The following is a 22,783-nucleotide window of genomic DNA, read 5'->3' as shown; positions in this document are numbered from 1 at the left end:
GATGAAGACCATCGGCATCATAGGGGGCGGTCAGTTGGGGCTGATGCTTGCGCAGGAGGCGCGCAGGCTCGGGGTGCGCACCGTGGCGCTCGACCCGGCGGCCGATGCGCCCGCCTTTGCGGCGTGCGACGGCCGGATTGTGGCGGCCTACGACGACGCGGCGGCCTTGGAGGAGCTGTGCCGCCAATGCGACGCCGTGACCTACGAATTCGAGAACGTGCCGGGCGAGGTGCTGATACCCCTGGCCGAACGATACAACATCCCGCAGGGATTCAGGCCTTTGTACGATTCGCAGGACCGCCTGCGCGAGAAGCGGAACGCCCGCGCCCACGGATTCGACACCCCCGACTTTGCGGCGGTGGACGACGAGCAATCGCTGCGCGATGCCGCGGCGCAGGTGGGTTATCCCTGCGTGCTGAAAACCCGGACACTGGGCTACGACGGCCACGGGCAGGCCGTGCTGCGGTCGGAGGAGGACCTGGCCAAGGCGTTGCCGCTGCTGGCCGTGCCGTGTATCCTGGAAGCGTTCGTCGATTTCGACTACGAAGCCAGTTTGGTCATGGTGGCGGACGGTGAAAAGGTGGTGACTTTCCCCGTCGGGCGCAATATCCACCGCGACGGCATTCTCGACCTTTGCTGCGTTCCGGCCCAGGAACTTTCGCCCGGGCTGGAGCAGCGCATGCGCCGGACCGGAGAAAGTTTCATGCGGGCGTGCGGCTATACCGGGATTCTGGCCGTCGAACTCTTCGTGAAAGGCGACCGCTTTTGGTTCAACGAGATGGCGCCGCGTCCCCACAACTCGGGCCATTGGACCATCGAGGGGTGCACGACCAACCAGTTCCGCGAGTTGGTGCGCTACCTGGCGGGTCTTCCGTTGGAGGAGCCGCGGCTGCAGGCGCCGACGGTCATGAAGAACATTCTGGGCCGCGACCTCGAAGTTGCCGGGCGGTTGGCCGCCGAGCGCCGCGAAGGGGTCTTCGTCCACCTCTACGGCAAGAGCGAGAGCCGCCCCGAACGCAAGATGGGCCATGTGACGTTCGTGGGGACCGATGCGGCGGACTACGCAGCCCGCTGGGCCGGAAAATTCGTCCAATAGAAAAACAGCCATAATGAAAAACTACCGTATTTTCGTCGAGAAACTGCCCCGCTTCCGGGTCGAAGCCGAGAGCCTGCGGCGCGAACTGAATGCCGATCTGGGGCTGTCGCTCCGCACGCTGCGGCTGCTGAACGTCTACGACCTGTTCGGCTTCAGCGCGGAGCTGCTCGAAAAAAGCCGCTATGCCGTCTTCGGCGAGGTGGTCACCGACACCGTGAGCGAGGAGTGCGACCTGAGCGGCCACAAGTATATCGCCGTCGAGTTCCTGCCCGGGCAGTTCGACCAGCGGGCTGCGTCGGCGGTCGACTGCGTGCGGCTGATCGACCCCTCGGCCGACGTGCGCATCCGTTCGTCGAAGCTGTTGCTGTTCGATGCCGACGTGAGCGACGCCGAGTTGGCGAAAGTCCGCCGTTATTATATCAATGCCGTCGAATCGCGCGAAAAGGACCTCGCCGTGCTCAGCGACATGGAGCAGGCCGAGGTCAGGCCGGTCGAAGTGCTGGAGGGCTTCCGCGCCATGGAGGACGCCGACTTGCAGCCTTATTGCAAGCGGCACGGGCTCGCCATGAACGCCGACGACCTGCGCGAGGTGGTGCGCTACTTCCGCGGCGAGGGGCGCGACCCCTACGAGACCGAACTGCGGATTCTGGACACTTACTGGAGCGACCATTGCCGCCACACGACTTTCACGACCGAGCTTACGGGCATCACGGTCGAAGAATCGTTCCTCAAGGAGGAAATCGAGGATTCGCTGGCTTTGTACCTGCGCATCCGCCGCGAGTTGGGGCGCGAGCACAAGAGCCTCTGCCTGATGGACATGGCGACCATCGGTGCGCGCTATCTGCGCCAGCAGGGGCTGCTGGACGACATGGAGGTGAGCGACGAGAACAACGCCTGCTCGGTCTATGTCGACGTGGATGTCGACGGGAAGACCGAGCGCTGGCTCTTGCAGTTCAAGAACGAAACCCACAACCATCCCACCGAAATCGAGCCTTTCGGCGGTGCTTCGACCTGCCTGGGCGGCGCCATCCGCGACCCGCTGTCGGGCCGCAGCTACGTCTATCAGGCCATGCGGGTGACCGGTGCGGGCAACATCTACCAAAAGGTGAGCGACACGCTTCCGGGCAAGCTGCCGCAGAGTGTCATTTCGCGCAAGGCCGCCGCGGGCTATTCGAGCTACGGCAACCAGATCGGCTTGGCGACGACCCACGTCCGCGAAATCTACCACGACGGTTACGTGGCCAAGCGTCTCGAAGTCGGGGCCGTGGTCGGGGCCGTCAAGGCCGGGAACGTGCGCCGCGAAAAGCCTGCGCCGGGCGATAAAATCATCATGCTCGGCGGCCGCACGGGGCGCGACGGCATCGGCGGTGCGACGGGTTCTTCCAAGGAGCACGATTCGCATTCGCTCGAAACATGCGGCAGCGAGGTCCAGAAAGGCAACGCCCCCGAGGAGCGCAAGCTGGAGCGGCTGTTCCGCCGTCCGGAGGTGACGCGCCTTATCAAGAAGTCGAACGACTTCGGCGCAGGCGGCGTGAGCGTGGCCATCGGCGAGCTGGCCGACGGGCTGGACATCTACCTCGACCGCGTCAGGACCAAATACAGCGGGCTGAATTCCACCGAGCTGGCCATCAGCGAATCGCAGGAGCGCATGGCGGTGGTCGTCGAAGCCGGGGACGCCGCCGCATTCATGGATTACTGCCGCGAGGAGAACATCGAAGCGGTCGAGGTGGCCGACGTCACCGACACGGCCCGGATGCGGATGTTCAACGGCGGCCGCATGGTGGCCGACCTGAGCCGCGAGTTCATCGACTCGGCGGGTGCGGCCCATTTTGCCGAGGCGCAGATCGGGGCGGTGGCCGACGGCGACCCCTTTGCGCGCCCCATCGCCGGGGCGGACTTCGCCGAGCGCTTCGCCAACAACCTCCGGGAGGACAATGTCCTTTCGCAGCGCGGGCTCATCGAGATGTTCGATTCGTCCATCGGCCGTTCGACGGTGCTGATGCCTTTCGGCGGACGCACGCAGCGCAGCGAGACGCAGGTTTCGGTCCAGAAGCTCCCGGTCGACGGGTTCACCCGCACGGCCAGCGTCATGGCTTTCGGCTACAATCCCTGCGTGGCTTCGTGGAGCCCTTACCACGGCGCGGCCTATGCCGTGGTCGAGGCGGCCGCCAAGGTCGTGGCCGCGGGCGCGCGGTTCGACCGGATGCGTTATTCGTACCAGGAGTATTTCGAGCGCATGACCTCCGACCCCCGTTCGTGGGGCAAGCCGCTCGCGGCGCTGCTCGGCGCCCTGCGGATGCAGGTCGAACTGGGCCTGCCTTCCATCGGCGGCAAGGATTCGATGTCGGGTACGTTCCAGGACATCAACGTGCCGCCCATGCTCATGGCGTTCGGCATCACGACGGTCGACGCCGCGACGGTCGTTTCGACCGACTTCAAGCGCCCGGGCAACAACCTCTATCTGATACGCCACACTCCGCGCGAAAACCGGATGCCCGACACCGCGCAGCTCCGGCGTAATTTCACGTTCGTCTCCGACCGCATCGAGGCCGGGCAAATCGTGTCGGCGTGGGCCGTGGGCTTCGGCGGCGTGGCCGAGGGATTGGCCAAGATGGCGTTCGGCAACGAGGTGGGCGCCCGCGCGACGATGGACGAGCGGGAGTTGTTCGGCTATGCCTACGGTTCGATTCTGGTGGAATGCGAGGGCGAGCTGGATTTCCCGGCTGCCGAGCTCCTCGGCCAGACCGTGGACGACCCGGCGCTGACGGTCAACGGGGTGCGGATGCCGCTCGACGCTCTCTACCGCGCCAACACCGAGCGTTTCGCGACGGTTTATCCCGACAAGGGCGACAACCGGGCCGAACTGATGGACGCAGCGCCCCGCACGGGAGCTTGCACCTATCCGGGCGAAGCGGTCGAGCACCCGCGGGTTTGCCTGCCCGTGTTCCCCGGTACGAACTGCGACTACGACACGGCCAAGGCGTTCCGCCGGGCGGGTGCCGAAGTGGAGACCAGCGTGCTGTGCAACCTCGGGGGCGATGACATCCTGCGTTCGATAGCCCGGCTGCGCGAGTGTATCGACCGCTGCCACATTTTGGTGCTGAGCGGCGGTTTCTCGGCGGGCGACGAACCCGACGGAAGTGCCAAGTTTATTGTCAACGTGTTGAACAACAAGGATATTCGCGATGCGGTCCATGCGCTGCTCGACCGCGGCGGTCTGATTCTGGGCATCTGCAACGGTTTCCAGGCGCTGGTCAAGTCGGGTCTGCTGCCTTACGGCCGTTTGGGCATGGTCACGTGCGAATCGCCGACCCTGTTCCGCAACGACATCAACCGCCATATTTCGCAGATGGTCACCACGCGGGTGGCTTCGGCCGCTTCGCCGTGGCTGGCGGGCTTCGAGCCGGGCGATTTGCACACCGTCGCGGTGAGCCACGGCGAGGGCAAGTTCGTGGTGAGCGAGAAGCTGGCCCGCGAACTTTTCGACGCCGGGCAGGTGGCGTTCCAGTACGTCGGGCCGGACGGACGGCCCACGACCGAGGCGCCGTGGAATCCCAACGGTTCGTCCTATGCCATCGAGGGCATCACCTCGCGCGACGGCCGCATATTGGGCAAGATGGGCCACACCGAACGCTGGGAGGAGCACCTCTTCAAGAACATCGAGGGCAACAAGCGGCAGGATCTGTTCGGCAATGCCGTAAGCTATTTCAGAAAGGTGAAAAGTGAAAGGTGAAAAGCGCTTTTCCGCATGCGAAAACGATAGAGACCAAAAACATCATAATCATGAAACAACTCGAAATGCTCTACGAGGGCAAGGCAAAGCAGGTCTTTCTGACCGACGACCCGGACAAAATCATCATCCACTACAAGGATGCGGCCACTGCGTTCAACAACGTCAAGAAAGCGACCATCGAGAACAAGGGGGTGCTGAACAACGCCATTTCGACCTTGATTTTCAAGGAGCTGCACAAGGCCGGTGTCAAGACCCACTATGTCGGGACGCTCAACGACCGCGACCAGGTGTGCCGCAAGGTGACGATCATCCCGTTGGAAGTCATCGTGCGCAACGTCATCGCCGGGTCGATGGCCCAGCGTCTGGGCATCGAGGAGGGGACCGAGCCCTCGAACGTCATCTTCGACATCTGCTACAAGAAGGACGAGCTGGGCGACCCGCTCATCAACGACCACCACGCCGTGGCGCTGGGTGCCGCGACCTACGGGGAGCTCGATACGATTTATAAGATGACGGCCAAAATCAACGAGGTGCTCAAGGGTTTGTTCGCCCAGATGAACATCCGCCTCATCGACTTCAAGATCGAGTTCGGCAAGACTTCCGACGGCGAAATCGTGCTGGCCGACGAAGTGTCGCCCGACACCTGCCGTCTGTGGGACGCCACGACCAACGAGAAGCTCGACAAGGACCGTTTCCGCCGCGACCTGGGCAAGGTGCGCGAGGCTTACGAGGAGATTCTGGCCCGGTTGCGTAAAATCACGGCTTAGGAATGATGCGGCGCTTCAGCGACAGGGAATTGCACGAGGAGTGCGGCGTCTTCGGGGTCTACGGCGTGCCCGGGGCTTCGACGCTCGCTTACTACGGGCTGCACGCCTTGCAGCATCGTGGGCAGGAGGGCTGCGGCATCGTCAGCGTCGACGAGGGCGGCAAGCTCCGCCGCATCAAGGGCGAGGGGTTGGTGACCGAGGTCTTCAAGGAGCCCGGTTTGGCCACCCTCACGGGCAGCATGGCCATCGGCCACGTGCGTTATTCGACGGCGGGCGGCGGCGGAATCGAGAACGTGCAGCCTTTCATGTTCCGCCACAACACGGGCGATTTCGCGTTGGCCCATAACGGCAACATCGTCAATTCCAGACAGGTTCGCGATTACCTGGAGAACCGGGGCAGCCTTTTCCAGTCCTCGTCCGACAGCGAGGTGCTGGCCCACCTCATCAAGAAGGAGACCAAGTTCCACGACCGGCCGCGCATCTATTCGATCATCGATGCGCTCAACATGCTGGAGGGGGCTTTCGCTTTCGTCATCATGACGGCCCACCGCATCTACGCCTGCCGCGACAAGCACGGCCTGCGACCGCTCTCCATCGGGCGGTTGGGCGACGGGTATGTCGTTTCGAGCGAGACCTGCGCGTTCGACGTGCTGGGCGCCGAGTTCGTGCGCGACGTCGAGCCGGGCGAAATCGTGACCATTGATTCGCACGGCCTGCGTTCGGCCGATTATTCGCAGTACAAGCGGCGTCAGATGTGCGCCATGGAGTATATCTATTTCGCGCGTCCCGACAGCGACATCGAGGGCTGCAACGTCCACGCCTACCGCAAGGAGTCGGGGCGCCTGCTTTTCGAGGAAGCCCCCGTTTCGGCCGACATCGTCGTCGGGGTGCCCGATTCGAGTCTCAGCGCCGCGATGGGCTACGCCGAAGCGAGCGGCCTGCCCTACGAAATGGGTTTGATAAAGAACAAGTATATCGCCCGCACCTTCATCCAGCCCTCGCAGGCTATGCGCGAAAAGGGGGTGCGGATGAAGCTCTCGGCCGTGCGTTCCATCGTGCGGGGCAAGCGGGTGGTGCTCATCGACGATTCCATCGTGCGGGGTACGACTTCGCGGCGCATCGTCGGCATGCTGCGCGAGGCGGGTGCTGCGGAGGTGCATGTGCGCATCGCGTCGCCCCCGATGACCGACCCGTGTTTCTACGGGGTGGACACCTCCACTTACGACGAGTTGATTTCGGCCCGGCTCGACGTCGAGGGCGTGCGCCGCGAAATCGGGTGCGACACGCTGGCTTTCCTCTCCGAAAAGGCGCTCTATGCGGCGGGCGGGCGCTGCGAACTCTGCACGGCCTGCTTCACGGGGCGTTACCCGACGGCGCTTTACACTGCGCGCGAGGAAGCTAACAAGGACGGAAAGTTCTGAAATTAAGAATTAAAAATTATTCCTTTCCACGATGGCAGAAAGTTATGAAAAGGCGGGGGTCAACCTCGAAGCCGGATACGAAGTGGTGCGGCGCATCAAGAAGCACGTGGCGTCGACTTCGCGTTTGGGCGTGATGGGCAATATCGGAGCGTTCGGCGGGATGTTCGACCTCTCGGCGCTGCGGGTCGAGGAGCCTGTGCTGGTGAGCGGCACCGACGGCGTCGGTACCAAGCTCAAGTTGGCGTTCGCCATGGACAAGCACGATACCATCGGCATCGACGCCGTGGCCATGTGCGTCAACGACGTGTTGGCGCAGGGGGCCGAACCGTTGCTGTTCCTCGACTACGTGGCCGTGGGGTGCAACGAGCCCCGCAAAATCGAAGCTATCGTCGCCGGGGTCGCCGAGGGCTGCCGCCAGGCGGGTTGCGCCTTGGTGGGCGGCGAGACGGCCGAAATGCCGGGCATGTATGCCGACGGCGAGTACGACATCGCCGGGTTCACGGTCGGTGTGGTCGAGAAGAAGCGGTTGATCGACGGCTCGAAGGTCAAGGTCGGCGACGTGCTGGTGGGCGTGGCGTCGAGCGGCGTTCATTCCAACGGCTTCAGCTTGGTGCGTAAAATCGTGGCCGACAACGCATTGAATCTGCACGAAAGTTACCCAGAGCTCTCCGACCGTTTGCTGGGCGAGGTGTTGCTGACCCCCACGAAAATCTACGTCAAACAGGTGCTCGAAGTCATCCGCAGCTGCGACGTCCACGGCATCAGCCACATCACGGGCGGCGGCTTCGACGAGAACATCCCGCGCATCCTCCGCGAGGGGCAGGGCATCGAGATCGAGGAGGGTTCGTGGGAGATTCTGCCCGTGTTCCGCTTCCTCGAAAAGTACGGCAAGGTGCCCCACCGCGAGATGTTCAACATCTTCAACATGGGCATCGGCATGGTCATCGCGCTCGACGCCGCCGAGGCGCAGCGGGCCATCGGCATCCTCGCCGGGCAGGGCGAGCGGGCTGCGGTCATCGGACGCGTCACCGGCACCGAGGGTGTCGCCATCCGGTAGTCCATGCACCGGATCGCGGTTTTCGCCAGCGGCGAGGGGACCAATTTCGAGGCCATTGCCGGGGCGTGCGAGCGGGGCGTGCTGGACGCGTGCGTGGCGCTCTTGGTCTGCGACAGGCCCGGAGCCCGGGCGGTCGGACGGGCGGCGGCGCACGGGGTCCATACGTTCGTCTTCTCCCCCAGGGAGTACCCCTCCAAGGCAGATTACGAGCGTGAAATCGTGGCGCGGCTCGATGCTGCCGGGGTCGAATTGGTTTGTCTGGCGGGTTACATGCGCATCGTGGGCGACACGCTGCTGGCGGCTTACGGCGGACGGATTATCAACGTTCACCCGTCGCTGCTCCCGGCGTTTCGCGGCGCCCATGCCATCGAGCAGGCATTGGAGTACGGCGTCAAGGTCTTCGGCGTGACGATCCACCGGGTCGACGCCACGCTCGACGGCGGGCCCATCCTCGCCCAGCGGGCGTTCGACTACGAGGGCGGCGACCTCGCCGAGTTGGAACGGCTGGTCCATGCCACGGAATATCCGCTTTATATTGAAACGATAGACAAAATATTGAACAACAAATAATTATGCGTGCTTTAATCAGTGTTAGCGACAAGCGGGGCGTCGTGGAGTTCGCCCGGGGCCTGCGCGAGTTGGGCTGGGAGGTGATCGCCACGGGCGGAACGATGAAACTGCTGCGCGACGGCGGTGTTGAAGTGTTGAACATCAGCGAGGTGACGGGATTCCCCGAAATCTGCGACGGACGGGTCAAGACCCTCCATCCCAAGGTGCACGGCGGTCTGCTGGCGCGCCGCGACGACCCCGAGCATCTGCGGGCGCTGAAGGAGAACGGCATCGGGTTCATCGACATGGTCTGCGTCAACCTCTACCCGTTCCGCGAAACGATTGCCAAACCCGGCGTGAAGATGGAGGACGCCATCGAGAACATCGACATCGGGGGCCCCTCGATGCTGCGTTCGGCGGCCAAGAACTGGGCTGACGTGACGGTGGTGTGCGACCCCGACGATTATGCGCAGATTTTGAGCGAAATACGCGTTTCGGGCAATACCGATAGGGCTACGCGGCTGAAGCTCTCGGCCAAGGCCTACACCCACACGGCGCAGTACGACGCCATGATTGCGGCCTACATGCGGGCGCAGGCAGGGCTCGACGAGAAGCTGTTCCTCGAATTCGACCTCGTGCAGTCGCTGCGCTACGGCGAGAATCCCCACCAGTCGGCCAAGTTCTACCGCGAGGGCGAGCGGACGCCTTATTCGCTGGCGTTCGCGCGGCAGCTCAACGGCAAGGAGTTGTCTTACAACAATATACAGGACGCCAATGCGGCCCTTTCCATCGTGCGCGAGTTCGATGCGCCGTTCTGCGTCGGTCTCAAGCACATGAACCCTTGCGGCGCGGCCGTCGGCGCAGACGTGGCCGATGCGTGGACCAAGGCTTACGAGGCCGACAAGGTGTCGATTTTCGGCGGTATCGTCGCCACGAACCGCACCGTGACGCGCGAGGCGGCCGAGCTGATGAAGCCGGTTTTCCTCGAAATCATCATGGCGCCGAAGTTCGACGATGGGGCGCTCGAAGTCCTCTGCGCCAAGAAGAACCTGCGTCTGTTGGAGGTCGATATGACGCCCGATGCCGGGGCGCCCAAGCAGTATGTCAGCGTCAACGGCGGGCTGCTCGTGCAGGAGCTCGACGTCGCGACGAAAGCCGTGACGGCCGACATGTGCGTCACGGAGCGGAAGCCGACGGCCGCACAGCTGGACGACCTCAATTTCGGCTGGCGCATCGTCAAGCATGTGAAATCCAACGCTATCGTGGTCGTGAAGGAGGGCCGCACCTTGGGTGTCGGCGCCGGCCAGATGAACCGCATCGGTTCGGCCGAAATAGCCTTGAAGCAGGCCCGGGCCGCCGGGTTCATCGAGGGGTTGGTGCTGGCTTCCGACGGGTTCTTCCCGTTCGACGACTGCGTGACCCTTGCGGCCGACTACGGCGTGGCGGCCATCGTCCAGCCGGGCGGTTCGGTGCGCGACGAAGATTCCGTCCGCAAGGCCGACGAAAAGGGAATCGCAATGTGCTTTGCGGGCGAACGCCATTTCAAACATTGAAAAGATGAAAGTTCTTGTAATCGGTTCGGGCGGCCGCGAGCACGCCATCGTCGATGCGCTGACGCGTTCGCCGCAGGTCGAAAAAATCTATTGCGCGCCCGGCAACGCGGGTATCGCCCGGCAGGCCGAGTGCGTGGCTGTCAAGGAGACCGACGTGGAGGCCTTGCGCGACTTCGCTGTGGCGCAGGGCGTCGGGCTGACGGTCGTGGGGCCCGAGGTGTCGTTGGCGGCGGGCGTCGTCGATGCGTTCAAGGCCGCGGGACTGCGGATTTTCGGCCCGACGAAAGCGGCCGCGCGCATCGAATCGTCCAAGGAGTTCGCCAAGGAGCTGATGGCGAAATACGACATCCCGACTGCCGGGTTCCGGGCTTTCACCGATTATGCCGCGGCCCGCGACTATGTGGCCGGGCGGTCGTTTCCAGCCGTGCTCAAGTACGACGGACTGGCTGCCGGTAAGGGCGTGGTCATCGCACAGACGATGGAGGAGGCCGACGCCGCTCTGCGCGACATGCTGCTCGACGACAAGTTCGGCGAGGGCAAGGTGGTTGTGGAAGATTATCTGGAGGGTCCCGAGTTCTCGTTCATGTGTTTCGTCTCGGGCCGCCGGGTGTGGCCCATGGTGCTGGCGCAGGACCACAAGCGGGCCTACGACGGCAACTGCGGACCCAACACGGGCGGCATGGGGGCTTATTCGCCGCTGCCGTTCGTCACGGCCGAAGACGAAAAATTCGCGTTGGAGCGTATCATGCAGCCCGTGGCCGACGCGATGGCGGCCGAGGGATGCCCGTTCGAGGGGGTGCTCTACGGCGGGCTGATGAAGACGGCGCAGGGAATCAAGGTCATCGAGTTCAACGCCCGGTTCGGCGATCCCGAGACCGAGGTGGTGCTGCCGCGGCTGAAAAGCGACATCGTCGATATTTTCTGCGCCGTGGCCGAGGGGCGCGGCGCCCGGTTGGAGTGGCACGGTTTTGCAACGCTGGGTATCGTGCTGGCGTCGAAAGGCTATCCCGGCGCCTATGAAAAGGGCCACGAAATCGGGGGGCTGGACGCTGTCGACGGTACGGTTTACCACATGGGGACCAAGGCCGACGGCGACCGCGTGCTGACCGCCGGGGGCCGCGTGCTGTTCGTGGTGGGCCGGGGCAAGGACCTCGCCGAAGCGCGTGCGAACGCCCTGCGCGATGTGGCCCGTATCGACTGCGGGCACCTGTTCCACCGCACCGACATCGGCCATTGGGCGTTGGGGAATGAAAACAAGTAACCGTTATTCTGAGGAGCCGTAGGCGACGAAGAATCTTCAAAATGCAATAGATTATGACAATCAGCGGAAAAGAACTTTCGGCCCGGCTCAAGGCCGACATGGCGGCGGAGGTGGCGGCCTTTCCGGCCCGATACGGACGCGTGCCCCATCTGGCGGTCATCCTGGTGGGCGAGGACCCCGGCAGCGTGAGCTATGTGACAGGCAAGGCCAAGGCTTCGGCCGAGGTGGGCATCCGCAACACCACCATCCGCAAGCCTGCGGACATCGCCGAGGAGGAACTGCTCGGCATCATCGCCGAGCTCAACGCCGATGCGGAGGTCGACGGCATTCTGGTGCAGCTTCCTCTCCCGAAACATATCAGCGAGGAGCGGGTCATCGCGGCCATCGACAAGACCAAGGACGTGGACGGTTTCCACCCGCTCAACGTAGCGGCGCTGTGGCAGAAACAGCCCTGCACGCTGCCTTGCACGCCCAAAGGAATCATCAAGATGCTCAAGGCCGCCGGGGTGGAGATCGCGGGCCGCGAGGCGGTGGTCATCGGCCGCAGCAACATCGTGGGACTGCCCGTGGCCAAGCTGCTACTGGACGAAAACGCGACGGTGACTATCGCTCACAGCCGCACGCGTAACCTGGCAGAGGTGACCCGCCGCGCCGAAATCCTCGTCGTGGCTATCGGCCGCCCGAAGTTCGTCACGGCCGACATGGTGGCCGACGGCGCCGTGGTCATCGACGTGGGGGTCAACCGCGACTCGGAGACGGGTAAGCTGTGCGGCGACGTCGACTACGCCGCCATCGAGCCGAAAGCCTCCGTCATCACACCCGTGCCCGGCGGCGTGGGTCCGATGACCATCTGCTGCCTGATGGAAAATACCATCGAATGTTTCCTGCGCAAGCAGAAATAGTTGTTGCTAAAACGTTTTAGCAACCAGTGGAAAGAAAAGGCCCGGAGCTCTCCGGGCCTTTTTCGTTGGGTGCGTCGGCATTTCGCTCGCCGTTGCCGGGGAATTCATGCGGGCCGAAAATGCGCTATGCGTGTTCCTGCTTGTAAGTGCAAGTCAGCTGCCCGGGCAGGGGCGCAGCGGGGTTGCGCAGGCGGAGCATGGCGAGGTCGGCGGCGGGGTCGCCCGTGCCGAAGTCGAAGCCGTCGGGCGTGCGGAACGCTGCGGGCAGGGAGCCTGCGAATCCGAAGCGGCCGTAGAACCCGCGCAGCCACTCCCTGCCGGGGGTGGGGATGAGGAAAACGGCACCGTCGCCCTGCTCGTCGCATAGTTGCAGGGCCTGCTCCATCAGCTGCGACGCCAGCCCGCGGTTGCGGAATTCGGGGTCGGTGGCCACGCCGTAGATGTAGCTCGTGCGGCCCAGCTCGGTGTCGAACGGCAGGATATGGAGCATGGCGGCCGTGCGTCCTTCGCATTGGGCGGTGAGCATCCGGCTGCGGTCGTAATAGCGCATCAGAAAGGTGTCGACGAACTCGTCGCCGTCGCCGAAAACTTTCATCCACAACGCCTTGCACGCCGATTCGTCGGGGTCGAGCCGGATGGCCGCGAACTTGTGCAGCAGTTCGGCCGGATGGTAGGAGAGCTTGGCGTGGCGGAGCCCCTCGATGCCGAGGTCCTCCTCGCGGTTGACGAGGGTGAATTGCGGGGGCAGGTGCTCGGCGAAAAGTTTGTTGATGACCGTGAAAGCCCCCTCGAACGCCGTGTCGGCCTTTTCGACGTGGGTGACGAACGTACGGTCGTTGACGGCCGAGCCATAGGTGAACGCCGCCAGCCGCTCGCCGACGTAGAGACACCCGCCGCGCAGGCCCAGTTCACTGAAATGGTCGAACGCCAGCTGCATGGCCCGCTGTTCGGCGCACAGCTCGGAGGCGTGGCCCTCGTGGGCCCGGCGCCACTGGCGTTCGAGGGTCATGCACTCGGCGAAACGGTCGGGCGTGAGCTCCTCGTAGCGGAAGTCGGGGCAGGTCGCTGTGAAGCGGTTGATGTGGTTGCGCTTGGGCTGATAGCGGCGGCCCGGCAGTTGGCGCAGGTCGTCGGCGCGGTAGATGTAGTCTTCGGACGCCCGGTCGGAGTGGAACGCGAATGCTCCGGGGCAGCTGCGGCGGAGCAGTTCGCGCCCCTGGTCGGTCAGCCCGATGAGCCGCAGCCGCTGTCCGAGGGCACGGGCATCGGCTTCCAGCGCCGGAACGATGCGGGTGAAGTCGCCCTCGCCGACGGGCTGCATGTAGCCGATGCGGGTGCCGCCGCCGATGTGGAACCGGACGACCAGAAACCCTTCGACCACGGCCCACGAACTGCGGTAGGCCGTCTGCCAGCAGAACATGTTGGCGAAAGCGAGGTCGCAGTTGCGGACGTCCGACGGGAGGGTGAACCGCTCGATGGCCGCGCGGTCTTCGAGCCGGACGGGGCGGAACTCAATCATCGACGACGTAGCTTTTGCGTTCGATATGGGAGTAGTACTGCTGGACGAGGGCGCGGTAACGCTGCTGCATTGCACTTTCGGTGGGTGCGGGCGGGAGCGCATCGTCGAACTCCACCGGACCGCGGTCGGTCCAGGCGCGGAACTGCCCGTCGTAGGAGAGGGCCCAGCGGGGACGGTCCGGCTCGCCGAGCAGGTCGCGCCCGAAAGCGAAATAAGGCTGATCGTTGCCGAGAAGCCCCAAGACCGTCGGCATGATGTCCAACTGCTGGGTCACTTCGCCTATTTCTCCCTGCAAGGCTCCGTCGGGGGTGTAGAAGAAGCCGACGATGTGGTGGCTGCCCGGGTATTCGCGGCTTTCGGGAGCGAACTTCTCCGACGAAACGTGGTCGGCTACGAAGACGAAAAGCGTGTTGCGGAACCACTTCTCGTGGCCGAAGCGGGCGAAGAAACGGCGGAAAGCCATGTCGTCGTAGGCGATTCCCTTGTGGATGCGGGTGTAACCCTCGGGCAGCGCGGCGGCGTAGCGTTCGGGAACTACGAACGGGTGGTGGGCCGAGAGGGTGAAAAGGGTGGCGAAGAAAGGCTGTGCGACCGTCCGCAGTTCCTCGCCTGCGAACTGGAGGAATTCTTCGTCCCAGATGCCCCAGTAGCCGTCGAAGTCGTTCGTGCCGTGGGCCTTTTCGTAGTCTTCGCGGCTGACCAGTCGTTCGACCCCGGCCGAACGTGCATAGGCCCCGAAGCCCATCGAACCGCGTTCCGAACCGCAGAAGAAGAGGGTGGAATAGCCCTGCTCCGCGAGGATGGCGGGTAGCTGGCGGCTCCGGCCGAGCGCCTGCGGCATCAGCACGAAAGGCGTCTTGAACGAGGGGATGCTGCCCAGGACGGAGGGCATGGCCTGAATCGACCGCGTGCCGTTGGCATACATGCGGCGGAACGTCAGTCCGGAGCGCATGAGCGAATCGAGGAACGGCGTGAAACCCTGCTCGGGGCGGTCGGCGTAGAGGTCGGGCCGCAGGTGGGCCGAGTGCTCGGCCGACATGCTTTCGAGGATGAAAATTAGGACGTTGCGGCCGCGAAGCGCCCCGCGGAGGGTGTCGGCCGCGACGTTCCGCACCGAATCGGCGGCAGGCCGGTGCTCGGGCGAGAACAGCTCCTGCAGCCGCTCCTCGGAGAAATCCTTGCGATAGCGGACCTTGCCGCTGTGGCCGATGGTCCGCAGGAGGCAGAACGGGTTGCTCAGAATCAGGTTGGCCTTGCCCGGGTCGGGGGTGTAGAGGGTGGCATTGGAGAGGGTGATGGGCCGTGTGGCGCGCGTGACCCCTCCCCGGATGCCGGCTATCGAGAGCCCCGCGGCCAGGCAGAGGGTGACGGTGCTCAGCGTGTAGTAGCTCCAGCCGGGGTTGAGGATCGATTCGCAGCGGGTGCGGCGGCCGAAGCCGATGACCAGCAGGACGCCGAGCGCGAGGGCGGCGAGCAGCAGGGGCCAGTTTTCGCCCATGAACTTGAAAACCAGCAGGAGCGAGTTGTCGTTGTCGGCGAAAAGAAACTCGTCGGCCGTGATGCGCTTCTGCGTATAGTGGAAGTAGACGGCATCGGCCAGGTTGGCGGCGACGATCAGCACGAAATTGACGACGGTATAGTACCAGAACAGCATTTTCTGGTAGCGCGGGCCGCAGCAGAACTCAAACGGCAGCAGCGAGAGCACGACGAACAGCGCGTTGGCATAGAGCACCGACGCCGTGTCGAAAAGCAGCGACCCGCGCAGCAGCGCCCCGACCTCCGGCCAGCCGATGGCGCCCAACTGCACGTGGTTGTAGGAGTAGAAAAGGATGCGGCAGAGCCACAGCACGACGTAGAGCGTCAGGATGCGCCGCAGGAGCAGCGCCAGCGGAGTGTGGAGCAGACGTTGCATTATTCGCAGGCTTTGAGCGACATGTCGAGCGACTTGATCTGGTGGGTCAGCGCTCCGACCGAAATGAAATCGACGCCGCATTCGGCGTACTGGCGCAGGTTGTCGAGGGTGATGCCGCCGCTCGATTCGGTTTCGCAGCGTCCGGCCACCCTGCGCACGGCTTCGCGCGTCAATTCGGGCGAGAAGTTGTCGAACATGATGCGGTCGGCGCCCCCTGCGGCGAAGACCTCGTCGATGTCCTCTAAGGTGCGGACCTCGCATTCGATGGGAATCTGCTTGCCCTTGGCGGCGAGGTATTCGCGGGCGCCCTGGATGGCCTTGCGGATGCCGCCCGCGAAGTCGATGTGGTTGTCCTTGAGCAGCACCATGTCGAAAAGCCCCATGCGGTGGTTCTCGCCGCCGCCGATTTTGACGGCCATCTTGTCCAGCACGCGCATGCCGGGCGTGGTCTTGCGGGTGTCGAGGACCTTGGTGTGCAGTCCTTCGAGGCGTGCGACGTAGACGGCGGTCTGGGTGGCGACGCCGCTCATGCGCTGCATGATGTTCAGCAGGATGCGTTCGGCCTGCAAGAGCGAGCGCAGGCGCCCCGAGACGTAGAACGCCACGTCGCCGGGCTTCACACGGTCGCCGTCGCGGAGCAGCTGCTCGAACTTCACGCCGGGGTCGAGCCGCCGGAGCACCAGTTCGGCGATTTCGATGCCTGCGATGGTTCCCTCCTGCTTGCACAGCAGGCGCATGCGGCCGTGTTCGTCGGCCGGGATGCAGCAGAGCGACGTGTGGTCGCCGTCGCCGATGTCTTCCTTGATGCAGAGTTCGATCAACTCTTCGACGAAAGGTCTGTATTCGGGTTTCATGGTTGTTTGAATTGAATGTTCGGTTGTTGGCGGATGCGGCCTGCGCAAAGGGCAGGGGCGGTTATCGTGAGAGCAGTTTTCCTTGGTATTCAACGCGGTAGGCGCCCAGTTTGGGAACGTTGCACGAGAATGCGACGCGGCAGTCGATACCGTCGATGGAACCCTCGACGTTGGTGAGGGTGTAGGCGGGCAATGGTTGGTAGCTGTACCCTCCCCCGACTGCATTAGGCAGGTAGACATCGGGAACGACGGTCGGAAGCAAGAACGAAAGCGCGGCCCCCTCGCCCGGGGTGTAGGGAACGTTGAAAAGACGCATATTGAAGGCGGGCATGGCGGCTGCAAAACGGGTGCCGTGCATGTAGAGGGTCAGTTTTTCGCTGCCGCCTGCGAACTCGAAGCGGGCGGAGCTGTCGGTGTAGGCTGTGCCGTCGGGGGCCGTGGCGACCGAGGTGCCGAGGAAATGGAGGTTGATGCCCGTCAGACTGCCGTCGGCGATGGCGGTGTTTTCAGTAGCGAAGCGGATTTCGTCCGAATCGCTGTCGTTGCAGGCGCTGAATGCGAGAAGCGCGAAGGCGAACAGAAGGAACTTTTGCATATCGGTTTTGTTTTTAGTTGATGCGGATGGAGAGGGTGACGCCTAAGGTGCGGGGACGTCCGCGCTGGACGAACTCGTTGCCCATGGATTTGAACCAGAAGACGTCGTGGCGTGTGTCGGTGAGGTTGCGGCCCCAAAAATCGAGGGCATAGCGGCTGTGGCGCAGCGAAACCGAAGCGTCGGGCAGGAGGTAGAAATCCTGCCGCAGCGTGTTGGCTTCGTCCCAGCAAATGGGTCCCGTGCCGCGGACCCCGGCGTGGAGGACCACTTCGTGGAGCCAGCCGGCGCCCGTGGGGATGCTCCATTCGGCGCCCAAAGAGAGCGTGTGCCCGGGCGCGTAGGGGATGCGGTTGCCGCTGAAGTCGGAGCGCCCGTTGTCGTAGCGTATGAAGCGGGCGTCGGTGTAGCCGTAGGCGGCGTCGAGCACCACGTTGCGGTGGGGCAGGATTTGGAGCGACAGCTCGCCGCCGAGCGAACGCGAGCGCCCGGCGTTGGTCATCATGCGGCCCGTGGAGCTGCCCGCGGGAAAGACGGTGAGCTGCTGGTCGCGGCAGAGAATCCAGAAAAGGGCGAAATCGCCCCGCAGGATGCCCTGGGCGCAGGAGAAGTGGCCGCCCAGCTCGAAATTCCAGCTTTTTTCGGGACGGTAGGACATGAGCCCGGGGTCGGTGTCGTCGACGCCCGAAGCCATTTGAGCCTTGAGCTTTTCTTGCAGGATGTCGGAGAAAAGCTGGGTGTTGAATCCGCCTGCCTTGTAGCCTTTGGCGATGGAGAAGTAGAGGTTGCGCGCTTCGTCGAAGCTGTATAGAACGGTGGCCTTGGGCAGAAGTTGCAGGTAGGAACGCTTCAGGGTGCTGCGGTCGTCGATGGCGGCCGTGTGCTGTCCCGCAGGACCGCCCGAGATGCTGAGCGAATAGTCGAACTTCGTGCGGCTGCGGTAGTGCAGGCGGGTGTGCTCGAAGTCGGCCCGGATGCCGGCGGTGAGGGTCCAGCGGCCGAGCCGGAAGCTCGATTCGTGGTAGAGCGCGGCACCGAAAGCGGGATTGCGGAAATCCGACGAGAGCAGCAGCTCTTCGGCGTCGGTGTCGTAGCGGAAGACGGGGCCGGAGTTGGCGTTGCGCAGAATCAGCTCCTCGATGCCGTCGCGCTTGAAAAGCACGGGAGCGTCCATCGCCGAACGGCGGTAGAGGCCGAACAGCCCGGCGAGCCAGCGGTAACGCCCTTCGTCGCGCGAGCGGACAACGAGCTCTTGCGAAAACGTGTGCTCGGTGCGGGCCTGCCGGAGCGTGAAGTAGGAGAGGGGCAGGAAATCCTGGTCGAGCGTCATGGCGTCGTCGGAATAGTGGTAGGCGGTAATCGACGAGAGGGAGCAGCGGCCGGCGTCGAAGCGGAGGGTGAGCCCGTCGCTGAGGGTCGTGCGGCGGTAGCCTGCGGGGTCGTTGTAGCGGATTTCGCCGGGGCGGATGACGGTCTGCCCGTCGCGCACGATTTCCGGACCGATGTAGGCGTAGGGATAGCCGCCCTGGTCGAGCAGCGAGAACGCCAGCGTGTTGTCGATGCGCAGCCCGTTTTTGCCGCGCCATTGCAGCTTGAAACGCCCGCCGCCCATCTGCTCGCCGTCGCAGTTGCGGCCCGTGGCGAGGTTCGGGAAGAAACCGTCCGAACGGGTGTAGAAACCCGCAAGGGCGACGCCGAAGCTGTCGCCGAACTTGTGGTAGGTCGAAGCGCGCAGGCGCCATGTGTTGCCCGAGCCGTATTCGGCCGACAGGCGGGTGCCCTGGTAGGCGAGGGGCGAGCGGGTGTAGATATTGATGACGCCGCCTATCGTATTGCGGCCGTAGAGGGTCGACTGGGGGCCGCGCAGGATTTCGATCCGCTCGACGTCGGAGAGCTCGGTGTCGTAGCAGTCCTTGTTCATCACGGGCACGTTGTCGACGTTCATCCCCATGACGGGCTGGTCGATACGGGCTCCGAGCCCGCGGACGTAGACCGACGAGGTCATGCGCGAGCCGTAGTCGGGGATGTGGAGGTTGGGCACCCGCTGCGAAAGGTGCTTCACGGCGCCGACGTGGCTGCCTTCGAGCACCCGGCTGCCGAGGATGGTGGCCGCGACGGGCTGCGAGCGGAGCACCGTGCCCTGCTTGATGGCCGTGACCTGCACCCTGTCGACCAAGATGGTCGTGTCGGCATCGGTGTGCCGGGCCGCCGCACGGGCGGTCGGCGGCAGGGCGGAGCAGAGCAGCAGCACGGTCGACAGCAGGCGCATCTTATTCGTGGTGGTAGGGTTCGTTGTTGAGGATGGTGAACGCGCGGTAAATCTGCTCGGCGAAGATGGCCCGCACGATTTGGTGCGAAAAAGTCATGCGCGAGAGCGAGAGCCGGGCGTCGGCGCGGGCGTAGACCTCGCCGGAAAAGCCGTAGGGGCCGCCGATGACCATGACCAGCCGCTTGACGCCGCTGTTCATCCGTTTCTGGAGCCAGCAGGCGAATTCGACGGAGCGCATCTCCTCGCCCCGCTCGTCCAGCAGAACCACGAAATCGCCCTCGGAGAGCTGGCGCAGGATGGCGGCGCCCTCGGCCGTGGATTGCTGGCGGGCCGTCAGTTTCTTGGTGTCGCGCACGTCGGGCAGGACCGTGAGCGAGAACTTGCAATAGTGGTTCACGCGCCGGGCGTACAGCTCCACCAGCGCGGCCACCTCCTGCGAGTCGGTTTTGCCTATGACGATCAGTTCTAAGGTCATTTCACCCTTATAAGTCCGTGTTCCATTCGCCGTCGGCATCGGCGCAGATGACCGGGCGCGAGGGTTCGGCTTCCTTGAGCCATTGGTAGGCCTTGTACATGCAGTAGCCGTTGCCCGCTTCGCCGCCCAGGGCGTAGGCGATGACGCAGGTGTGGTTGCGCGAGCGGTAGTACATGGCCTGCACGCGTTCCAGATATTCGTCGGCCAGCGCCGGGTCGTTGGAGGGCGTGCCGCCTACCCGGCGGTTGTCGCGCTGTTCGGGGGCGTGGATGTTGGCCCGGTCGATGACTTGCAGCCCCAGCCGGTCGCAGAGCCCGTAGAACCATTCCGGCTGCGGATAGTCGGGCGCGAGGGTGTTGTAGCCTTGCTTGCGGAGCGTTTGCAGCTGGGCGGCGGTCGTCTTGGCGTCGGCCGCGGCGTTGTAGCGGGCGATGTTGAGTTGCAGCGGCTTGCCGAAGCGGGTGAACCGTCCGTCGGCGAATTCGGCCGGTCCGAAGCCGATTTTTAGCGGCATGTATTCCTTGTAGGTGCCGTCGCGGCGGGTGAAAAGCATGACCTTGTAGAGCGGCGGATTCTTGGCCGAGGGTTCCCACTTGTTTTCGTAGGCGTGGTAGATGAAGGGCGAGAACCGCACCGTGTCGGCCGAGCGGCCGGGGATGACCGTCTCGCGGATGTCGAATTCCAGCAGCTTGCCCTGCGGCGAATAGATGTCGTAGCCGACCTCGACCTTTTCGTTGTAGTTGAACATGTTCTGCGCGACGATTTGCAGGTCGAGCATGGCGAAGTTGCGGCCGAGCGAATCGGGCACCAGCGCAATCCGGAAGTCGCGGATGGAGCGCTTGTTCTGATAGTAGAGGTAGCTGCCCTCGAATTCCTTGCGGCGCACGGGATCGGAAGCGTCCAGCCGGCCGCGGTCGTTGAATATCAGGAACTTGAAGTCGTTGGCGCCCTGCCGGATATAGGGCGAGAGGTCGAATTCGGCGGGCGTGAGCGGGTCGTCGACTTCGGCCACGCTGCGGTCGTTGACCCACAGTGCATAGGCCGTGGGGGCGTTCTCGATATGGAGGTAGACGCATCCGTCGGTCCAGACATAGGGGATTTCGGTCTGCTGCTCCATGACAGCGCAGAGCGGCCCCTCGGCGGTGATGGTCGTCTCGGGCCGGAAAGCGATGGTATGGCCCGACGCGGCGAGGTTGCGGGCTTCGGCGTCGTGGCGCATGTCGTAGGGTATGGCTTCGGTGCGGCCGATGCGTGCGTCCTGCTGGGCCGAAGCGCCTGCGGCCGCCAGCAAAGCCATGCAGAGCGATAGGATGCGTTTGATCATATACCTTGTTTTATAAAGCACGACAAAGGTAGGTTTTTTTTGCCGAATCGCAAATAACGACTATCTTTGTGAATTCGGAAACAAGCATAACATCATCGTCATGAAAACGCAGAGAATAGCAGAGATTCTGAAGTCGGGCGTCGTGGACACCGACATTGTTGTGAAAGGCTGGGTGCGCACCAAACGCGGCAACAAGAATGTGGCGTTCATCGCCTTGAACGACGGCTCGTGCGTGGGTAATATCCAGGTGGTGGTCGACCTGGCGGAAATCGCCGAGGAGACGCTCAAGCCCGTGACGACCGGCGCCTGCATCCGGGTCGACGGGCGGTTGGTCGCCTCGCCCGGTTCGGGACAGGGGGTCGAGGTGCAGGCCCGGCGCATCGAGGTCTACGGTACGGCCGACCCCGAGACCTATCCCTTGCAGAAGAAGGGCCATTCGCTCGAATTCCTGCGCGACATAGCCTATCTGCGTCCCCGGACCAACACGTTCGGGGCCGTGCTGCGCATCCGCCACGCGATGGCCTATGCCATTCACGAATATTTCAACAAGCAGGGTTTCTACTATTTCCATACCCCCATCATCACCGCTTCGGACTGCGAAGGCGCGGGTGCCATGTTCCAGGTCACGACGCTCGATATGGAGAATCCGCCCAAGACCGAGGAGGGCAAGATCGACTTCTCGCAGGATTTCTTCGGCCGCGCCTGCAACCTGACCGTCTCGGGTCAGCTGGAGGGCGAGCTGGGCGCGCTGGCGCTGGGCCGCATCTACACGTTCGGCCCCACGTTCCGCGCCGAGAACTCCAACACGCCGCGCCACGCTTCGGAATTCTGGATGATAGAACCCGAGGCGGCGTTCTTCGAGCTGGAGGACAACATGGAGCTGGCCGAGGACTTTCTGAAGTATCTGATTCGCTACGCGCTCGACAACTGCCGCGAGGACCTCGAATTCATGAACAAGATGTGGGATCCGGGGCTCATCGAGCGGCTGAAGTTCGTGGTGGACAACGAATTCAAGCGCCTGGACTACACCGAGGGCATCGAAATCCTCAAGGCTTCGGGCCGCAAGTTCGAGTTCCCGTGCGAGTGGGGCTGCGACCTCCAGTCGGAGCACGAACGCTACCTGGTCGAGGAGCATTTCAAGCGTCCGGTCATCCTCATCAACTATCCCAAGGAAATCAAGGCGTTCTACATGAAACAGAACGACGACGGCAAAACCGTGCGCGGAATGGACGTCCTTTTCCCCGGAATAGGCGAGATTATCGGCGGTTCGGAGCGCGAGGCCGATTATGGCAAACTCTGTGCAAGGGTTCGGGAACTCGGGATGAGCGAGCGGGAACTCTGGTGGTATCTGGATACGCGCCGTTGGGGTTCGGCTCCGCACTCGGGATTCGGTCTGGGCTTCGACCGGCTGTTGATTTTCGTGACGGGCCTGACCAACATCCGCGACGTGCAGCCTTTCCCGCGCACGCCGCAGCACGCCGACTTCTAAGATTAGGAAC

Annotated in this window: 17 protein-coding genes; 10 read left to right on the top strand and 7 right to left on the bottom strand. The window is 63.7% G+C overall.

The genetic code is table 11. The features are described from left to right. Position 1 precedes the first annotated feature (1 nt). From purK to folD, 9 genes are read left to right on the top strand one after another with little or no spacing between them, the layout of a single operon-like run. The gene (gene purK / locus QVG21_RS03490; RefSeq protein WP_287922328.1) at positions 2 to 1,096 is read left to right on the top strand and encodes a 5-(carboxyamino)imidazole ribonucleotide synthase; all 1,095 of its coding nucleotides are present in this window, start codon (positions 2 to 4) and stop codon (positions 1,094 to 1,096) included. Between the two features lie 13 nt (positions 1,097 to 1,109). Next, complete coding sequence (locus QVG21_RS03485; protein WP_287922326.1) at positions 1,110 to 4,829, top strand: phosphoribosylformylglycinamidine synthase; 3,720 nt, start codon at positions 1,110 to 1,112, stop codon at positions 4,827 to 4,829. 50 nt (positions 4,830 to 4,879) lie between these two features. Continuing rightward, entirely contained in the window at positions 4,880 to 5,596 is a 717-nt protein-coding gene (gene purC / locus QVG21_RS03480; protein ID WP_251214224.1) for a phosphoribosylaminoimidazolesuccinocarboxamide synthase, read from the top strand. Between the two features lie 2 nt (positions 5,597 to 5,598). Beyond that, positions 5,599 to 7,017, top strand: a complete 1,419-nt coding sequence (gene purF / locus QVG21_RS03475; protein ID WP_287922324.1) for an amidophosphoribosyltransferase — start codon at positions 5,599 to 5,601, stop codon at positions 7,015 to 7,017. 31 nt (positions 7,018 to 7,048) lie between these two features. Beyond that, positions 7,049 to 8,074 (top strand): phosphoribosylformylglycinamidine cyclo-ligase, encoded by a 1,026-nt coding sequence (purM, locus tag QVG21_RS03470; protein ID WP_287922322.1) that lies wholly within the window; start codon positions 7,049 to 7,051, stop codon positions 8,072 to 8,074. 3 nt (positions 8,075 to 8,077) lie between these two features. Next, complete coding sequence (gene purN / locus QVG21_RS03465) at positions 8,078 to 8,644, top strand: phosphoribosylglycinamide formyltransferase (protein WP_287922320.1); 567 nt, start codon at positions 8,078 to 8,080, stop codon at positions 8,642 to 8,644. A gap of 2 nt (positions 8,645 to 8,646) precedes the next feature. Beyond that, complete coding sequence (purH, locus tag QVG21_RS03460; protein ID WP_287922318.1) at positions 8,647 to 10,176, top strand: bifunctional phosphoribosylaminoimidazolecarboxamide formyltransferase/IMP cyclohydrolase; 1,530 nt, start codon at positions 8,647 to 8,649, stop codon at positions 10,174 to 10,176. Between the two features lie 4 nt (positions 10,177 to 10,180). After that, complete coding sequence (purD, locus tag QVG21_RS03455; RefSeq protein ID WP_287922316.1) at positions 10,181 to 11,437, top strand: phosphoribosylamine--glycine ligase; 1,257 nt, start codon at positions 10,181 to 10,183, stop codon at positions 11,435 to 11,437. 53 nt (positions 11,438 to 11,490) lie between these two features. Next, positions 11,491 to 12,339, top strand: coding sequence for a bifunctional methylenetetrahydrofolate dehydrogenase/methenyltetrahydrofolate cyclohydrolase FolD (gene folD, locus QVG21_RS03450; protein WP_287922314.1), 849 nt, complete (start codon positions 11,491 to 11,493; stop codon positions 12,337 to 12,339). 124 nt (positions 12,340 to 12,463) lie between these two features. Here the strand turns inward: folD and QVG21_RS03445 are convergent, their stop codons facing one another. The 7 genes from QVG21_RS03445 to QVG21_RS03415 form a co-directional block, all read right to left on the bottom strand. Then, positions 12,464 to 13,858, bottom strand: coding sequence for a GNAT family N-acetyltransferase (locus tag QVG21_RS03445; RefSeq protein ID WP_287922312.1), 1,395 nt, complete (start codon positions 13,856 to 13,858; stop codon positions 12,464 to 12,466). Then, positions 13,851 to 15,770, bottom strand: a complete 1,920-nt coding sequence (locus QVG21_RS03440) for an LTA synthase family protein (RefSeq protein WP_287922310.1) — start codon at positions 15,768 to 15,770, stop codon at positions 13,851 to 13,853. The genes QVG21_RS03445 and QVG21_RS03440 overlap by 8 nt, the downstream gene beginning before the upstream one ends. Beyond that, positions 15,770 to 16,624: a carboxylating nicotinate-nucleotide diphosphorylase gene (gene nadC / locus QVG21_RS03435; RefSeq protein ID WP_251214215.1), complete on the bottom strand. Its 855-nt coding sequence runs from the start codon at positions 16,622 to 16,624 to the stop codon at positions 15,770 to 15,772. The genes QVG21_RS03440 and nadC overlap by 1 nt, the downstream gene beginning before the upstream one ends. A 61-nt stretch (positions 16,625 to 16,685) precedes the next feature. Continuing rightward, positions 16,686 to 17,219, bottom strand: a complete 534-nt coding sequence (locus QVG21_RS03430; RefSeq protein ID WP_287922308.1) for a hypothetical protein — start codon at positions 17,217 to 17,219, stop codon at positions 16,686 to 16,688. Between the two features lie 13 nt (positions 17,220 to 17,232). After that, a complete protein-coding gene (locus tag QVG21_RS03425; protein ID WP_287922306.1) occupies positions 17,233 to 19,485 on the bottom strand; it encodes a TonB-dependent receptor in 2,253 nt (750 codons plus the stop codon). Between the two features lies 1 nt (position 19,486). Further along, positions 19,487 to 19,960 carry a 23S rRNA (pseudouridine(1915)-N(3))-methyltransferase RlmH gene (rlmH, locus tag QVG21_RS03420; RefSeq protein ID WP_287922303.1) on the bottom strand — a complete coding sequence of 158 codons (474 nt, stop codon included), beginning with the start codon at positions 19,958 to 19,960 and terminating at the stop codon, positions 19,487 to 19,489. 7 nt (positions 19,961 to 19,967) lie between these two features. After that, positions 19,968 to 21,284, bottom strand: a complete 1,317-nt coding sequence (locus tag QVG21_RS03415; RefSeq protein ID WP_287922298.1) for a glycoside hydrolase family 2 TIM barrel-domain containing protein — start codon at positions 21,282 to 21,284, stop codon at positions 19,968 to 19,970. A gap of 100 nt (positions 21,285 to 21,384) precedes the next feature. Between QVG21_RS03415 and asnS the strand changes: the two genes are divergently transcribed. Then, on the top strand, positions 21,385 to 22,773 hold the full coding sequence (asnS, locus tag QVG21_RS03410; protein ID WP_251214210.1) for an asparagine--tRNA ligase: 1,389 nt from the start codon (positions 21,385 to 21,387) through the stop codon (positions 22,771 to 22,773). Positions 22,774 to 22,783: the final 10 nt, after the last annotated feature.

It is taken from the genome of Alistipes sp. UBA6068 (assembly GCF_949428155.1).
GTDB lineage: Bacteria > Bacteroidota > Bacteroidia > Bacteroidales > Rikenellaceae > Alistipes > Alistipes muris.
This window is presented reverse-complemented; position numbering and strand designations above follow the sequence as displayed.

Bases quoted from the DNA above. Each gene is read 5' to 3' on its own strand.
- QVG21_RS03425 (WP_287922306.1), bottom strand. From the start codon at position 19,485: ATGCGCCTGCTGTCGACCGTGCTGCTGCTCTGCTCCGCCCTGCCGCCG.
- QVG21_RS03440 (WP_287922310.1), bottom strand. From the start codon at position 15,770: ATGCAACGTCTGCTCCACACTCCGCTGGCGCTGCTCCTGCGGCGCATC.
- QVG21_RS03485 (WP_287922326.1), top strand. From the start codon at position 1,110: ATGAAAAACTACCGTATTTTCGTCGAGAAACTGCCCCGCTTCCGGGTC.
- purH (WP_287922318.1), top strand. From the start codon at position 8,647: ATGCGTGCTTTAATCAGTGTTAGCGACAAGCGGGGCGTCGTGGAGTTC.
- purM (WP_287922322.1), top strand. From the start codon at position 7,049: ATGGCAGAAAGTTATGAAAAGGCGGGGGTCAACCTCGAAGCCGGATAC.
- purN (WP_287922320.1), top strand. From the start codon at position 8,078: ATGCACCGGATCGCGGTTTTCGCCAGCGGCGAGGGGACCAATTTCGAG.
- folD (WP_287922314.1), top strand. From the start codon at position 11,491: ATGACAATCAGCGGAAAAGAACTTTCGGCCCGGCTCAAGGCCGACATG.
- QVG21_RS03445 (WP_287922312.1), bottom strand. From the start codon at position 13,858: ATGATTGAGTTCCGCCCCGTCCGGCTCGAAGACCGCGCGGCCATCGAG.
- purD (WP_287922316.1), top strand. From the start codon at position 10,181: ATGAAAGTTCTTGTAATCGGTTCGGGCGGCCGCGAGCACGCCATCGTC.
- QVG21_RS03415 (WP_287922298.1), bottom strand. From the start codon at position 21,284: ATGATCAAACGCATCCTATCGCTCTGCATGGCTTTGCTGGCGGCCGCA.
- purC (WP_251214224.1), top strand. From the start codon at position 4,880: ATGAAACAACTCGAAATGCTCTACGAGGGCAAGGCAAAGCAGGTCTTT.
- asnS (WP_251214210.1), top strand. From the start codon at position 21,385: ATGAAAACGCAGAGAATAGCAGAGATTCTGAAGTCGGGCGTCGTGGAC.
- nadC (WP_251214215.1), bottom strand. From the start codon at position 16,624: ATGAAACCCGAATACAGACCTTTCGTCGAAGAGTTGATCGAACTCTGC.
- QVG21_RS03430 (WP_287922308.1), bottom strand. From the start codon at position 17,219: ATGCAAAAGTTCCTTCTGTTCGCCTTCGCGCTTCTCGCATTCAGCGCC.
- purK (WP_287922328.1), top strand. From the start codon at position 2: ATGAAGACCATCGGCATCATAGGGGGCGGTCAGTTGGGGCTGATGCTT.
- purF (WP_287922324.1), top strand. From the start codon at position 5,599: ATGATGCGGCGCTTCAGCGACAGGGAATTGCACGAGGAGTGCGGCGTC.
- rlmH (WP_287922303.1), bottom strand. From the start codon at position 19,960: ATGACCTTAGAACTGATCGTCATAGGCAAAACCGACTCGCAGGAGGTG.